The organism is Pseudomonas putida, assembly GCF_028682475.1.
Lineage (GTDB): Bacteria > Pseudomonadota > Gammaproteobacteria > Pseudomonadales > Pseudomonadaceae > Aquipseudomonas > Aquipseudomonas putida_AG.
The window spans coordinates 45754-58638 of record NZ_JANHLE010000012.1 but is presented as its reverse complement, the minus strand read 5'-3'; the positions used below and the strand labels follow the sequence as shown (position 1 = coordinate 58638).

Here is a 12885-nt window from a genome sequence, read left to right as displayed (position 1 = left end):
AGGATTGCCATGCGCCTGATTCGCATGATGTTGGTTTCCGCTTTGGCCCTGTCCAGCGCTTCGGCATTCGCCGGTGAGCAGGATGTGGCGCGCCTGACCCAGTTGCTGGAAAAGTCCAGAACCATCGAGGCCCGATTCTCCCAGCTGACGCTGGACGCCAGTGGCACCAGCCTGCAGGAAACGGCGGGGCAAATGTCGGTACAGCGTCCTGGCCTGTTCTACTGGCATACCGATGCACCGCAGGAGCAGGTGGTGGTTTCGGATGGCAAGACCGTTACCCTGTGGGACCCGGACCTGGAGCAGGCGACTATCAAGAAGCTCGACCAGCGCCTGACCGAGACCCCGGCACTGCTGTTGTCTGGCGATGTGTCGAAGATCAGCCAGAGCTTCGATATCACCTCCAAAGAGCAGGGCGACGTCATGGATTTCACCCTCAAGCCGAAAACCAAAGACACCCTGTTTGACTCCCTGCGTCTATCGTTCCGCAAAGGCCTGGTCAATGACATGCAGTTGATCGACAGCGTCGGCCAGCGTACTAACATTCTGTTCACCGGGGTCAAAGCCAACGAAGCGATCCCGGCGAGCAAGTTCAAGTTCGACATCCCGAAAGGCGCCGATGTCATTTCGGAATAAGAGGTAGTAGCGCCGCCCATGGACCTGTTTCGTAGCGATCCGGTAGCCCAGCCCCTGGCCGCGCGCTTGCGCCCGGCCAATCTGGACGAGTACGTCGGCCAGGAGCATCTGCTGGCCCGCGGCAAACCGCTGCGTGAGGCGCTGGAGCAGGGCGCTCTGCACTCGATGATTTTCTGGGGCCCGCCCGGGGTTGGCAAAACCACCCTGGCGCGGCTGCTGGCGCAGTTCTGTGACGCCCACTTCGAGACGGTCTCGGCAGTGCTTGCTGGGGTCAAGGAAATCCGCCACGCGGTGGAAATCGCCAAACAGCAGGCCGGACAGTACGGGCGCCGCACGATACTGTTCGTCGATGAAGTGCACCGCTTCAACAAGTCCCAGCAGGATGCTTTCCTGCCGTATGTGGAAGACGGCACGCTGATTTTCATCGGCGCCACTACCGAGAACCCTTCGTTCGAACTGAACAACGCGCTGCTGTCACGGGCGCGGGTTTACGTACTCAAGAGTCTTGACGAAGCCGCGCTGCGCAAGCTGGTCAATCGCGCCCTGACTGAAGAGCGTGGCCTGGGCAAGCGTCAGTTGCGCGTTGGCGATGAAGCCTTCCAGATGCTCATGGCCGCCGCCGATGGCGATGGCCGGCGCATGCTCAACTTCCTGGAAAATGCCTCGGACCTGGCTGAAGACGGCGGCGAAATCGGTGTCGAGCTGCTGCAAAGCCTGCTCGGCGACAGCCGTCGGCGTTTCGACAAGGGCGGTGAAGCCTTTTACGACCAGATCTCGGCGTTGCACAAGTCGGTGCGCGGCTCCAATCCCGACGGCGCGCTGTACTGGTTTGCGCGCATGCTCGATGGCGGGTGCGATCCGCTGTATATCGCCCGGCGCGTAGTGCGCATGGCCAGCGAAGACATCGGTAACGCCGACCCCCGTGCATTGAGCCTGTGTCTGGCGGCCTGGGATGTACAAGAGCGCCTGGGTAGCCCCGAAGGCGAGCTGGCGGTGGCCCAGGCGATCACCTATCTGGCCTGCGCGCCAAAGAGCAACGCGGTGTACATGGGCTTCAAAACCGCGCTGCGTGAAGCCGGCGAACATGGCTCGCTGGAAGTGCCGCTACACTTGCGCAATGCACCGACCAAACTGATGAAACAACTGGGTTATGGCGACGAATACCGTTACGCCCATGACGAACCGGATGCCTACGCTGCCGGCGAAGATTATTTCCCCGACAACCTGGAGCCGCGCAATTACTACCAACCGGTACCGCGCGGCCTGGAGCTGAAGATCGGCGAGAAGCTGAAACACCTCGCTGAACTCGACCGCAAGAGCCCGCGGCAACGGAGAAAACCATGATTGCCGTGATCGCCGCGGTCAGCGCTGGAGGCATTGCCGGAACCCTGTTGCGTTTCGCCACGGCCAATTGGGTCAATGCCCACTGGCCACGCCACTTCTATCTCGGTACGCTGGCGGTCAATCTGATTGGCTGCCTGCTGATCGGCTTGCTCTACGGGTTGTTTCTGCATCGCCCGCTGGTGCCGGTCGAACTGCGCGCGGGCCTGATCGTCGGGTTTCTCGGCGGTCTCACTACATTTTCATCCTTTTCACTGGATACCGTGCGCTTGCTCGAAAGCGGGCAGGCGCCGCTGGCCTTCGGTTATGCCGGAATCAGCGTATTCGGCGGGCTGCTCGCAACCTGGGCCGGCCTGTCTTTGACCAAATTCTGAACCAACGAGAGAACGACATGCTCGATTCCAAACTGTTACGCGGCCAACTTCAGGAAGTGGCGGACCGCCTGGCCTCCCGTGGCTTCAGCCTGGATGTCGCGCGCATCGAGGCACTGGAAGAACGCCGCAAGGTGGTGCAGACCCGTACCGAACAACTGCAGGCCGAGCGTAATGCCCGTTCCAAATCCATCGGCCAGGCCAAGGCCCGCGGTGAAGACATCGCCCCGCTGATGGCCGATGTCGAGCGCATGGCTGAGGAACTGGCCAGCGGCAAGGTCGAGCTGGACGGTATTCAAGCCGAGCTGGATGCGATTCTGCTGGGCATTCCCAACCTGCCGGACGAAAGCGTGCCAGTCGGCGCCGATGAAGATCACAACGTTGAAGTGCGCCGCTGGGGCACCCCGCGCAGCTTCGACTTCGAGATCAAGGACCATGTGGCCCTCGGCGAACTGAGCGGTGGTCTGGACTTCGAAACCGCAGCCAAGCTGTCGGGCGCCCGTTTCGCCTTGCTGCGTGGCCCGATCGCCCGTCTGCACCGTGCCCTGGCGCAGTTCATGATCAACCTGCACACCAGCGAGCATGGCTACGAAGAAGCCTACACCCCGTACCTGGTGCAAGCACCGGCGCTGCAAGGCACCGGCCAGTTGCCCAAGTTTGAGGAAGACCTGTTCAAGATCAGCCGCGACGGCGAAGCCGACTTCTACCTGATCCCGACGGCCGAAGTGTCGCTGACCAACATCGTTGCCGGCGAGATCCTCGATGCCAAGCAACTGCCGGTCAAGTTCGTTGCCCACACCCCATGCTTCCGTAGCGAAGCCGGTGCCTCGGGTCGCGATACCCGCGGCATGATCCGTCAGCACCAGTTCGACAAGGTCGAGATGGTCCAGATCGTCGAGCCGAGCAAGTCCATGGAAGCCCTGGAAGGCCTGACTGCCAACGCCGAGCGCGTGCTGCAGGCCCTTGAGCTGCCTTACCGGGTATTGGCGCTGTGCACCGGCGACATGGGTTTCAGTGCGGTCAAGACCTACGACCTGGAAGTCTGGGTGCCGAGCCAGGACAAGTACCGCGAAATTTCTTCGTGCTCCAACTGTGGTGACTTCCAGGCCCGCCGTATGCAGGCGCGCTGGCGCAACCCGGAAACCGGTAAGCCGGAGCTGGTCCATACCCTCAACGGTTCGGGTCTGGCAGTAGGCCGTACCCTGGTAGCGGTACTGGAGAACTACCAGCAGGCCGACGGTTCGATCCGCGTGCCGGAAGTGCTCAAACCGTACATGGGTGGCCTGGAGGTCATCGCCTAAATGGAGTTTCTGCCGCTGTTCCACAAACTGCGCGGCAGCCAGGTGCTGGTTGTCGGTGGAGGCGAAATTGCCCTGCGCAAATCGCGTCTGCTGGCCGACGCCGGGGCGGTGCTGCGGGTGGTCGCGCCCGAAATCGAAGCGCAACTGGCCGAGTTGGTCCGGCACAGCGGTGGTGAAATCCTCAGCCGTGGTTATCAGGCGGGCGACCTTGAGGGTTGCCAGCTGATCATCGCGGCGACAGATGACCAGGCGCTCAATGCCCAGGTCTCGGCGGATGCTCACCAGCGCTGCGTGCCGGTCAATGTGGTCGATGCGCCGTCCCTGTGTTCGGTCATTTTTCCGGCCATTGTCGACCGTTCGCCTTTGGTCGTTGCGGTGTCCAGCGGCGGCGATGCGCCGGTGCTGGCGCGCTTGATCCGGGCCAAGCTGGAAACCTGGATTCCTGCCGCCTACGGTGAGCTGGCCGGGCTGGGCGCGCGTTTTCGCGACAAGGTCAAGGCGCTCTATCCGGACGTCAATCAGCGTCGCGGCTTTTGGGAAGATGTTTTCCAGGGCCCGATCGCTGAGCGGCAACTGGCCGGGCAGGGGGCTGAAGCCGAGCGTTTGCTGCAGGCCAAGATCGACGGTGCCAGCTATCAGGCGCCGGGCGAGGTGTACCTGGTTGGCGCGGGCCCGGGCGATCCGGACCTGTTGACCTTCCGCGCCTTGCGCCTGATGCAGCAAGCCGACGTGGTGCTCTACGACCGTTTGGTCGCTCCGGCGATCATCGAGTTGTGCCGCCGTGATGCCGAGCGTATCTATGTCGGCAAGCGTCGCGCTGACCACGCCGTGCCCCAGGAGCAGATCAACCAGCTATTGGTTACCCTGGCGCGTCAGGGCAAGCGGGTGTTGCGCCTCAAGGGCGGTGATCCGTTCATCTTCGGTCGTGGTGGCGAAGAGATCGAGGAACTGGCCGAGCAGGGCATTCCGTTCCAGGTAGTGCCGGGGATCACGGCAGCCAGTGGTTGCTCGGCGTATGCCGGGATTCCGCTGACGCATCGTGATTACGCCCAGTCGGTGCGTTTCGTCACTGGCCACCTCAAGGACGGTACCAGCAACCTGCCTTGGAATGACCTGGTGGCACCGGCGCAGACCCTGGTGTTCTATATGGGCCTGGTTGGCTTGCCGACCATCTGTGCCGAGCTGATTCGTCACGGTCGTGCGGCTGATACCCCGGCAGCGCTGGTGCAGCAGGGCACTACACCGAACCAGCGGGTGTTCACCGGTACGCTCGCTGACCTGCCAGCCCTGGTGGCTGAGCATGAAGTGCATGCACCGACCCTGGTGATCGTCGGCGAAGTGGTGCAGTTGCGCGACAAGCTGGCTTGGTTCGAAGGTTCTCAAGGCTGAAAAACATCGCGGGGCAAGCCCGCTCCCACTTGGTGGGAACGGGCTTGCCCCGCGATGAATCCAGCCCTAGTTTCCCGCCTTTATCCAAATCCCTCGTCCCGCCAAACGCTCCCGATCATGCGCCACAGCAAAATCCTGCATCGGCCCTTTAGGCACAATCCCGTTCGGATTGATAGTCTTGTGGCTCATGTAGTAATGCTTCTGGATATGCTCGAAATTCACCGTCTCGGCCACCCCCGGCCACTGATACAACTCCCGTAGCCAGTTCGACAGATTCGGATAGTCAGCCAGGCGCCGCAGGTTGCACTTGAAGTGCCCGTGGTACACCGCATCGAAACGAATCAGCGTAGTGAACAGCCGCCAGTCCGCCTCGGTCAGGTATTCCCCGGCCAGATAGCGATGCTCGCCCAAGTGTTGCTCCAGGCAGTCCAGCTCGGCAAACACTTCATCAAACGCCTGCTCGTATGCCTGCTGCGAGGTGGCAAAGCCTGCGCGGTACACGCCGTTGTTGATGGCCGGGTAGATTCGCTCGTTCAGCGCATCGATCTTGGCTTGCAGTGGTGCGGGGTAGAGGTCCAGGCGATTGCCGGTCAAGTCGTCGAACGCATGGTTGAAGATTCGAATGATCTCCGCCGACTCGTTGTTGACGATGCGCTGTTCCTGCTTGTCCCACAGCACCGGTACCGTGACTCGGCCGCTGTAGTGCGGGTCGTCGCGGGTATAGCGCTGATGGAGGAAATCCAGGTGCTCGAGCTTGTCGCCGGTGGAGCCTTTGCTCTGATCGAAGGTCCAGCCATGTTCGCCCATCAGCCAGCTGACCACCGACACGTCGATCAGGCTTTCCAAGCCCTTGAGCTTGCGAAAGATCAGGGTGCGGTGCGCCCAGGGGCAGGCCAGCGAGACATAGAGGTGGTAGCGACCGGCCTCGGCGGCGGGCAGTTGATTGCGTCGCTGCGCATTTTCGCGTTGGAACGCACCGTCTTTGCTGCTTTGATACCACTGGTCATGCCAGCGTCCGTCGATCAACAGGCCCATGCTGAGCTCCTTGGCGATTCGTTCGAGTATAGAGCCCAGTGTACGAGCTTGAGTTCGAACGAATAGCGCAAAGTCTGCGCCTGTTTAATCGACTTTATAGATGGGTTGCCTTACGCCTGGCGTTGATCCCAATAGCGTTGCGCCTGCGCGAAGGCTTCATCACGGCTGTGACCCAGCCCACGCAAGGCCAGGGCCATGGTCGCCACCACAGCGAGCTCGCCATAGCTGTCGCGAGCTTCGCCGTGCCATACGCTCAGCAGATGCTCAGGAACAAGGCTCGCCGGTTTGACATGGCGCTGGGGCGCCAGGGCTGGCCATTCTTCATCCCACTCAATGCCGTTCGCTGTGCCATACAGATGGCTGCTGGAGTCCGGGTTGATCTCGATCTCACCGCCATCACCCTTGACCACAATCGCGGTGTCGCCAAGCAAGCGGCTGGCTTCGCGATGCACCGCCTGGTAACCCGGGTGGAAGATACTCTGCAGCCCGCAACGGGCACCCAGCGGATTGAGCACCCGCGCCAGGGAGTGAATCGGCGAGCGCAGGCCCAGGGTGTTGCGCAGATCGATCATGCATTGCAGACGCGGCGCCCAGTCCTGCAGAGGGAAAAACGCCAGCTGCTGGCTGTCCAGGGCCTGGGCAACGGCATTCCAGTCACGGCACAGCGGGATCTGCAGCAGCTCGAGCACTTGCTCGGTGTACAGGCGGCCGGCGGTATGAGCACCGCCGCCGTGCAGCAGGATACGCACACCGTTGGCGGCCAGGCACTTGGCAGCGAGCAGGTACCAGGGCAAGTGACGTTTCTTGCCGGCATAGCTCGGCCAGTCGAGGTCCACCGCGATCTGTGGCGCGTCCAGACGCTCACGCAACGCTTCGGTGAAGCCGGCCAGTTCCTCGGGGCTTTCTTCCTTGTGCCGCAGCAGCATCAGGAAAGCGCCCAGCTGGGTTTCTTCAACCTTGTCGTCGAGCAGCATGCCCATGGCTTCGCGGGCTTCCTCGCGGTTCAGGCCGCGGGCGCCGCGCTTGCCCTTGCCGAGGATGCGTACGAACTGGGCGAAAGGGTGTTCGACCTGGGTTTCGGTGATCAGCGGGCGAGGATCGGTCATATGCAATTGGTTGGTTTCGGCAGGCCCGCAAGCTTCGCGGCGAGTTTGGCGGGAGTGCCTTTGAACAGGCGGTTCAGGTGCATGCTGTTGCCTTTTTCTGGGCCCAGCTTGAGTGCGGTGTACTTGATCAGCGGACGGGTAGCTGGCGACAGCTCGAACTCCTGGTAGAAGGCGCGCAACAGCGTCAGCACTTCCCAGTGTTCAGGGGTCAGTTCCAGTTGCTCGTGGGCGGCGAGGGCGGTGGCGACTTCTTCGGACCAGTCGCCGAGTTCAACCAGGTAGCCATCCTTGTCCAGAGCGATGCTGCGCTCGCCTACAGTCAGGGTACTCATAGCCAGCTGTTGACCTTGTCATAGTCCAGCGACAGCGCGACAAAGGCTGGGTAGTCGATGGCCTTCGCACCGTCGCCAGCGGTGATGGCGCGTGCTTGCAGGTCTTCATCAAGGGCGAACAGCCGGCCTTGCAGGTTGCTGGCCTGCAGGCTTGCCAGCGGCGCGCTGCCGGGCTGCAGGGCATACACCGCATCGCCGCAGAGCAACAGACCATCCGCGTTGCCAAGCAGGCGCAGGCAGCTGCTCAGGCGATTATCGCCGAAGGGCGAGTGGGAAATTACATGCAAGGTGCTCATCAGAGGGTAATCACCTGGTCAAAACGGTCGATCAACGCGGTCAGCGTGGCGTCATCCAGCGCTTGCACGGGCAAGCTCAGGGTCTCTACTGCCAGTCCGCGCTCCTGCAAGCTGCTACTGGCGACAAACAGCTCTTCGACACCGAACATCGGCAGAGCCTGCAGATTGGCGGCCAGGTTCTTCTGTTGCAGCTGGGCAGGTTGCTGGCCGGACGCGAGCTGGAACACCCCGTCGTCGAGAAACAGCATGCCCAGCGGCAGATCGAAGGCGCCACCGGCGAGGGCAATATCCAGCGCTTCACGGGCAGAAGGACCGGCCCAGGGCGCCTGGCGGCTGATAATCAGCAAAGACTTGGCCATTTCAATCGCCTCCAAAGCAGATCAACCGGTCGGCGCTTTGTGCGCCTTCATGCAACTGACCAAGACCGGACAGTTCCCAAGGTGCCGGCAGGTTCACTGCCGGGCGCTGATAGCGTTGGGCTTCTTCGGCATTGAGCACGCCACGGCGCAGGGCGGCGGCAATGCACACGACAGCATCGAGCTGATGCTCACTGATGAAGGACCGCCAATTGGCAGCGACATCCAGTTCATCCTGTGGCGCAACCACGTTGGCTGAAGCGCTGTGCACGCCATCCTGATAAAAAAACAGCCGGACAATTTCATGCCCACCGGCCAGTGCAGCCTGGGCAAATTGCAGGGCGCGGCGCGAGGAGGGCGCGTGGGCTGGAGAAAAAACCGCAATGGCGAACTTCATGGAAGGCTCATTCAGCAAAACTGCGCCAATCATAAAGCAAAAAGCCCGCAGCAACATGCCACGGGCTCTTTGGGGCTTACCTAGCCCCCTGTGGGAGCTGGCTTGCCAGCGATGGCGTCACGGCCATCTCAAGCCTTGTCTTTATGCTCCGGCAAGAACCAGTTCAGCACCAGAGCACAAATCCCCCCGGTAGCCACACCCGATTCCAGCACATTGCGTAGCGCCGACGGCATATGCGCCAGGAACTCCGGCACCTGCGCCACACCCAGGCCCAACGCCAGCGACACAGCAATAATCAACAGCGCGCGACGATCCAGGCTGATGCTGGCGAGAATATTGATTCCCGACGCGGCCACCGCCCCGAACATCACCATCGCCGCACCGCCGAGCACTGGCTCCGGTACTGCCTGGATCACTCCGGCAACACTCGGGAACAGGCCAAGGATCACCAGCATCGCCGCGATCCACACACCGATATGCCGGCTGGCAATACCGGTCAGCTGAATAACGCCGTTGTTCTGAGCGAAAACCGAGCTCGGGAAGGTATTGAACACCCCGGCCAGCAGCGAATTGGCGCCGTTGACCAGTACACCGCCCTTGATCCGTTGCATCCACAGCGGGCCTTCGACCGGCTGGCGCGAGACCTTGCTGGTGGCGGTAACGTCACCAATGGCTTCCAGCGAAGTCACCAGGTAGATCACCAGCATCGGAATGAACAGCGCCCAGGAGAAGCCCAGGCCGAAATGCAGTGGCATTGGTACCTGGAACAGCTCGGCCTGGTGCATACCGGTGAAGTCCAGGCGGCCCAGATAGCCGGCCAGGGCATAACCCACGGCCAAGGCAATGACGATGGCGCAACTGCGCATCCACACCACCGGAATGCGGTTGAGCACCACGATAATCGCCAACACCACGCCCGACAGCAGCAGGTTCTCGCCATTGGCGAAGGTGCCGTTGCTCATGGCGGCAAAACCACCACCCATGCTGATCAGGCCGACCTTGATCAGGGTCAGGCCGATCATCAACACCACAATGCCGGTCACCAGCGGGGTGATCAGGCGCTTAACGAACGGCAAAATGCGCGAAATACCCATTTCCACGAAAGAGCCGGCGATCACCACGCCGAAAATCGCTGCCATCACCGCTTCCACCGGCGTGCCTTGCTTGACCATCAACGCACCACCGGCGATCAACGGCCCGACAAAGTTGAAACTGGTGCCCTGAACAATCAACAGCCCGGCACCGAACGGCCCGAAGCGTCGGCACTGGACAAAGGTGGCGATCCCGGAAATCACCAGCGACATCGACACGATCAGGTTGGTATCCCGGGGCGAGACCCCCAGCGCCTGGCAGATCAGCAGGCCCGGCGTCACGATTGGCACAATGATCGCCAGCAAATGCTGCAGTGCGGCCAGCATCGCAATCAGCGGTCGTGGCCGGTCTTCAAGGCCGAGGACCAGTTCATTGGCCTGCGCGGGTGCGCCGGGTCCTTGCTCGATTGAACTCATGGGAGTGCTGCCCCGGAAGAAAAAAGGAGCGCATTCTACGGGGCTGTGGCCATTTGGGGTAGTGATTGATATCGCAGCCTTGCGCGGTCCGTGTGGGAGCTGGTCTTGCCAGCGATGCAAGGCAAAGCCTTGCCAAAACCTGGCAGCGCGCCAATGCCTGCCAACCCACACCCACAAAAAAGCCCGCCGAAGCGGGCTTTCTCACAAACGACCAACCACTCGATCAGTCATCGCGACCCATCAGGCCGAACAGCTGCAGCAGGCTGACGAACAGGTTGTAGATCGATACATACAGGCTGATGGTTGCCATGATGTAGTTACGCTCGCCACCGTGAATGATCGCGCTGGTCTGGAACAGAATGCAGACCGACGAGAACAGCACGAAACCGGCGCTGATCGCCAGCTGCAGGCCGCTGATCTGGAAGAACAGGCTGGCCAGCACCGCGCCCATCAGGACGAAGAAACCGGCGGTGATGAAACCACCGAGGAAGCTCATGTCCTTACGGGTGATCAGCACATAGGCCGACAGGCCACCGAACACCAGCGCGGTCATGGCGAAAGCCGAGCTGACCACCTCGGCGCCACCGGCCATACCCAGGTAACGGTTGAGGATCGGGCCGAGAATGAAGCCCATGAAACCGGTGAGGGCGAAGGTAGACACCAGGCCCCAGGCCGAATCACGCAGCTTGTTGGTGAGGAAGAACAGGCCATAGAAGCCGATCAGCACCACGAAAACATTCGGGTAGCCGACGCGCATTTGCTGTGCAACGAAGGCCATGACGCCACTGAAGGCGAGGGTGATAGCCAGCAGCCCGTACGTATTGCGCAGGACCCGGCTGACCTCCTGCTGCTCGACCTGCTGGCCGTGATTGACGGCGTAATCCTGTTCGCGCATGGCGACACTCCTGTGGGTTTGAAACGTTCAGATGCAAAGATCATAACAGAGGTCTGCAAGCCAGCTACACAGAGAGTTTGACAGCTTGTTTCATTTCGGTATTATGGCGCCCGCAATACGAGGAAGCGTGGCCGAGTGGTTTAAGGCAACGGTCTTGAAAACCGTCGATGGGCAACTATCCTAGAGTTCGAATCTCTACGCTTCCGCCATCTTCAAAGCCCTGATTATTCAGGGCTTTTTGCGTTTTTGGGGGCGAGAAAAGTCCCTGCCGAACTTGGGCAAAAGCCTAAGAGTTCCGATACTTTTCGGAAAGAGTTCCGAAACTTTCCCTATTTAGATGGTTTTGCGATTGCTCCAACCCGGCGATAAACCCGTTCGGTGATGTCGCCCTTGGTATGGCCCAAAAGCAGGCTGGCGTCCTCAATATCCTTGATCTCAGATGCTGCCTTCGGTCGGATGTCGCGGAACTGGAACTGCGTGATTCGAGCCGCCAAGAGGCTGTCGCCTTCCTCCACGGCTGTTGATCTGGCCAGCGCCCGCGCTTCGTCCCAGCGATTGCGCAGCAGCTCTGGGCATGGGGATACCTCGCCGAGACTCGGCTAAAATTCAATTAGTTGGGGGTAGTGAGGTGATATATGCGCTACTCAAAAATCACGCCGTTTTTGTGGTGGGCTGCAGCCCTGCAGTTTTTTGCGATCTACTCAGCGGTCGAGCACAAAGCATGGGACATTGTGATCATTTGCCTGCTGGTGATAGGCGTTGGGGTATGGTTCGCTAGAGCTGCACGGCAACTGGAGACCCACAAACAACCGCCCGTGAGATAGTCAAAAGTTAAGCTGCTCTTGTTTCTGGCTGGTATTCGACCCAGCCTTCCTTCGATACCTTGGTCTTCTCGTTGCTGACCGGGTGCCCTGCGGCATCCGTGAGAACGCACTTAGTCCTTATTCGCAGATCCCGGCTTTCGGGTCAGCGCCAAGAACTGTTCGGCATACTGCGGCGCGTCGAACATCTGGTTCAGTTGCCTTACCTTCTCACCGGCTTGATCTTGGCCGACTGCTACTCAACGGCCAAATTCGCGGCGGCTGGTGCTACTGGCGCCGATGCTGCTGGTCAGCGGATGCGGGACGATGCAGCCAAGCTCGCCGCCATGGTGCTCTCCGACCTGCGCGCACGGGCTGATGCTCGAGCGGGAGAGCTGGCGAAAGCATATGACCGGGCACGAATAGCTGGGCTGGCTAGCGAGGCCGCCTATGCTGTCTTAATAAAATAACAAGGAACTGAGTCATGGACGACTTGGACGAGAAGATTGCCGCTGGTGAACCTCTGATGCTCCAGGCAATGGATGCGATACGCCAATATCACGAAGCTCGGGATTCCCTTACGCCAGCGGAGGAAGTGGAGCGTTTGCGACTAAAGGCGGCGTCATTGTTCGAAGCGATTCAGGAGTATCAGTTGCGGATATTTGGCGGGCCGATACATCCACATGTTTGAGCTCGCCATGGTTAGCTGTGATGCGGAATTCCAGCCGAGCGGATGAATCGCACGATAAAAGAGGCGACGATCAAGGCGTTCCATCAATCCCTGCCAGTACCTGCTACTTTGAAGATTCGCGCAAGGAGTTCGGACATGGCAGATAAATATGTTGGGAAAATAGTAGGAGTTGGCACGGATAATGTGAAGTACGTTATCAACATCTATCAGGATGAGACCGTCGAACGCTCGTCAAACGGCATGATTCGACATGAAGGCCTGAAGCATTTCGAGATGCAATTTGGTGGTGACGTGAAAAAAATTTCCGAGACTGAGTACGAGATTGTGGCTACGGGCGTGAGGGTCACTGTGCATGATGATCAACGCTAAAAGGCTCGGGCTTTCACGCGACTGACGGCACACCCGCAGTCTACAAAAGCCCGCCGAAGCGGGCT

The 12885-nt window shown here is 60.4% G+C and carries 15 protein-coding genes, 1 tRNA gene and 2 pseudogenes; 9 read left to right on the top strand and 9 right to left on the bottom strand.

Annotated elements, in window-relative coordinates; translation table 11 throughout:
* Window positions 1-9 precede the first annotated feature (9 nt).
* From lolA to cysG, 5 genes are read left to right on the top strand one after another with little or no spacing between them, the layout of a single operon-like run.
* The gene (lolA, locus tag NPS47_RS12360) at window positions 10-633 is read left to right on the top strand and encodes an outer membrane lipoprotein chaperone LolA (protein ID WP_038612784.1); all 624 of its coding nucleotides are present in this window, start codon (window positions 10-12) and stop codon (window positions 631-633) included.
* An 18-nt stretch (window positions 634-651) separates the two neighbouring features.
* Window positions 652-1977, top strand: coding sequence for a replication-associated recombination protein A (locus NPS47_RS12355; RefSeq protein ID WP_274295225.1), 1326 nt, complete (start codon window positions 652-654; stop codon window positions 1975-1977).
* Entirely contained in the window at window positions 1974-2348 is a 375-nt protein-coding gene (crcB, locus tag NPS47_RS12350) for a fluoride efflux transporter CrcB (RefSeq protein WP_038612780.1), read from the top strand. The genes NPS47_RS12355 and crcB overlap by 4 nt, the downstream gene beginning before the upstream one ends.
* Window positions 2349-2365: 17 nt before the next feature.
* On the top strand, window positions 2366-3646 hold the full coding sequence (gene serS / locus NPS47_RS12345) for a serine--tRNA ligase (RefSeq protein WP_274295224.1): 1281 nt from the start codon (window positions 2366-2368) through the stop codon (window positions 3644-3646).
* Entirely contained in the window at window positions 3647-5035 is a 1389-nt protein-coding gene (gene cysG, locus NPS47_RS12340; RefSeq protein ID WP_274295223.1) for a siroheme synthase CysG, read from the top strand.
* 66 nt (window positions 5036-5101) lie between these two features.
* On the opposite strand, the gene NPS47_RS12335 is transcribed toward cysG, so the two are convergent.
* From NPS47_RS12335 to NPS47_RS12300, 8 genes are all read right to left on the bottom strand, one after another.
* The gene (locus NPS47_RS12335; protein ID WP_274295222.1) at window positions 5102-6070 is read right to left on the bottom strand and encodes a glutathione S-transferase family protein; all 969 of its coding nucleotides are present in this window, start codon (window positions 6068-6070) and stop codon (window positions 5102-5104) included.
* A 110-nt stretch (window positions 6071-6180) separates the two neighbouring features.
* The gene (locus NPS47_RS12330) at window positions 6181-7176 is read right to left on the bottom strand and encodes a glycosyl transferase family protein (RefSeq protein WP_274295221.1); all 996 of its coding nucleotides are present in this window, start codon (window positions 7174-7176) and stop codon (window positions 6181-6183) included.
* Window positions 7173-7508 carry a TusE/DsrC/DsvC family sulfur relay protein gene (locus NPS47_RS12325; protein WP_274295220.1) on the bottom strand — a complete coding sequence of 112 codons (336 nt, stop codon included), beginning with the start codon at window positions 7506-7508 and terminating at the stop codon, window positions 7173-7175. Before NPS47_RS12325 ends, NPS47_RS12330 begins: the two co-directional genes overlap by 4 nt.
* The gene (gene tusB, locus NPS47_RS12320; protein ID WP_274295219.1) at window positions 7505-7804 is read right to left on the bottom strand and encodes a sulfurtransferase complex subunit TusB; all 300 of its coding nucleotides are present in this window, start codon (window positions 7802-7804) and stop codon (window positions 7505-7507) included. Before tusB ends, NPS47_RS12325 begins: the two co-directional genes overlap by 4 nt.
* Window positions 7804-8163, bottom strand: coding sequence for a sulfurtransferase complex subunit TusC (gene tusC / locus NPS47_RS12315; protein ID WP_274295218.1), 360 nt, complete (start codon window positions 8161-8163; stop codon window positions 7804-7806). The genes tusB and tusC overlap by 1 nt, the downstream gene beginning before the upstream one ends.
* A 1-nt stretch (window position 8164) precedes the next feature.
* Window positions 8165-8557: a sulfurtransferase complex subunit TusD gene (gene tusD / locus NPS47_RS12310; RefSeq protein ID WP_191832093.1), complete on the bottom strand. Its 393-nt coding sequence runs from the start codon at window positions 8555-8557 to the stop codon at window positions 8165-8167.
* Window positions 8558-8685: 128 nt separating this feature from the next.
* Window positions 8686-10065, bottom strand: coding sequence for a nucleobase:cation symporter-2 family protein (locus NPS47_RS12305; protein ID WP_274295217.1), 1380 nt, complete (start codon window positions 10063-10065; stop codon window positions 8686-8688).
* Window positions 10066-10288: 223 nt separating this feature from the next.
* Window positions 10289-10960, bottom strand: a complete 672-nt coding sequence (locus tag NPS47_RS12300; RefSeq protein WP_274295216.1) for a Bax inhibitor-1/YccA family protein — start codon at window positions 10958-10960, stop codon at window positions 10289-10291.
* Between the two features lie 121 nt (window positions 10961-11081).
* Here NPS47_RS12300 and NPS47_RS12295 point away from each other — a divergent pair.
* A tRNA-Ser gene (locus NPS47_RS12295) sits at window positions 11082-11169 on the top strand.
* Window positions 11170-11289: 120 nt separating this feature from the next.
* Here NPS47_RS12295 and NPS47_RS12290 read toward each other — a convergent pair.
* Window positions 11290-11529 (bottom strand): annotated as a pseudogene (locus NPS47_RS12290) (integrase); the annotation flags it as partial.
* Between the two features lie 506 nt (window positions 11530-12035).
* Here NPS47_RS12290 and NPS47_RS12285 point away from each other — a divergent pair.
* The 3 genes and pseudogenes from NPS47_RS12285 to NPS47_RS12275 form a co-directional block, all read left to right on the top strand.
* Window positions 12036-12230 (top strand): annotated as a pseudogene (locus NPS47_RS12285) (DUF2514 family protein); the annotation flags it as partial.
* 14 nt (window positions 12231-12244) lie between these two features.
* Window positions 12245-12451 (top strand): hypothetical protein, encoded by a 207-nt coding sequence (locus tag NPS47_RS12280; protein WP_274295215.1) that lies wholly within the window; start codon window positions 12245-12247, stop codon window positions 12449-12451.
* 135 nt (window positions 12452-12586) lie between these two features.
* Complete coding sequence (locus NPS47_RS12275) at window positions 12587-12820, top strand: hypothetical protein (protein WP_274295214.1); 234 nt, start codon at window positions 12587-12589, stop codon at window positions 12818-12820.
* Window positions 12821-12885 lie beyond the last annotated feature (65 nt).

What these genes read in the sequence shown, in the direction of transcription:
- lolA (WP_038612784.1), top strand. Translation starts at nt 10, where the DNA reads ATGCGCCTGATTCGCATGATGTTGGTTTCCGCTTTGGCCCTGTCCAGC.
- NPS47_RS12355 (WP_274295225.1), top strand. Translation starts at nt 652, where the DNA reads ATGGACCTGTTTCGTAGCGATCCGGTAGCCCAGCCCCTGGCCGCGCGC.
- crcB (WP_038612780.1), top strand. Translation starts at nt 1,974, where the DNA reads ATGATTGCCGTGATCGCCGCGGTCAGCGCTGGAGGCATTGCCGGAACC.
- serS (WP_274295224.1), top strand. Translation starts at nt 2,366, where the DNA reads ATGCTCGATTCCAAACTGTTACGCGGCCAACTTCAGGAAGTGGCGGAC.
- cysG (WP_274295223.1), top strand. Translation starts at nt 3,647, where the DNA reads ATGGAGTTTCTGCCGCTGTTCCACAAACTGCGCGGCAGCCAGGTGCTG.
- NPS47_RS12335 (WP_274295222.1), bottom strand. Translation starts at nt 6,070, where the DNA reads ATGGGCCTGTTGATCGACGGACGCTGGCATGACCAGTGGTATCAAAGC.
- NPS47_RS12330 (WP_274295221.1), bottom strand. Translation starts at nt 7,176, where the DNA reads ATGACCGATCCTCGCCCGCTGATCACCGAAACCCAGGTCGAACACCCT.
- NPS47_RS12325 (WP_274295220.1), bottom strand. Translation starts at nt 7,508, where the DNA reads ATGAGTACCCTGACTGTAGGCGAGCGCAGCATCGCTCTGGACAAGGAT.
- tusB (WP_274295219.1), bottom strand. Translation starts at nt 7,804, where the DNA reads ATGAGCACCTTGCATGTAATTTCCCACTCGCCCTTCGGCGATAATCGC.
- tusC (WP_274295218.1), bottom strand. Translation starts at nt 8,163, where the DNA reads ATGGCCAAGTCTTTGCTGATTATCAGCCGCCAGGCGCCCTGGGCCGGT.
- tusD (WP_191832093.1), bottom strand. Translation starts at nt 8,557, where the DNA reads ATGAAGTTCGCCATTGCGGTTTTTTCTCCAGCCCACGCGCCCTCCTCG.
- NPS47_RS12305 (WP_274295217.1), bottom strand. Translation starts at nt 10,065, where the DNA reads ATGAGTTCAATCGAGCAAGGACCCGGCGCACCCGCGCAGGCCAATGAA.
- NPS47_RS12300 (WP_274295216.1), bottom strand. Translation starts at nt 10,960, where the DNA reads ATGCGCGAACAGGATTACGCCGTCAATCACGGCCAGCAGGTCGAGCAG.
- NPS47_RS12280 (WP_274295215.1), top strand. Translation starts at nt 12,245, where the DNA reads ATGGACGACTTGGACGAGAAGATTGCCGCTGGTGAACCTCTGATGCTC.
- NPS47_RS12275 (WP_274295214.1), top strand. Translation starts at nt 12,587, where the DNA reads ATGGCAGATAAATATGTTGGGAAAATAGTAGGAGTTGGCACGGATAAT.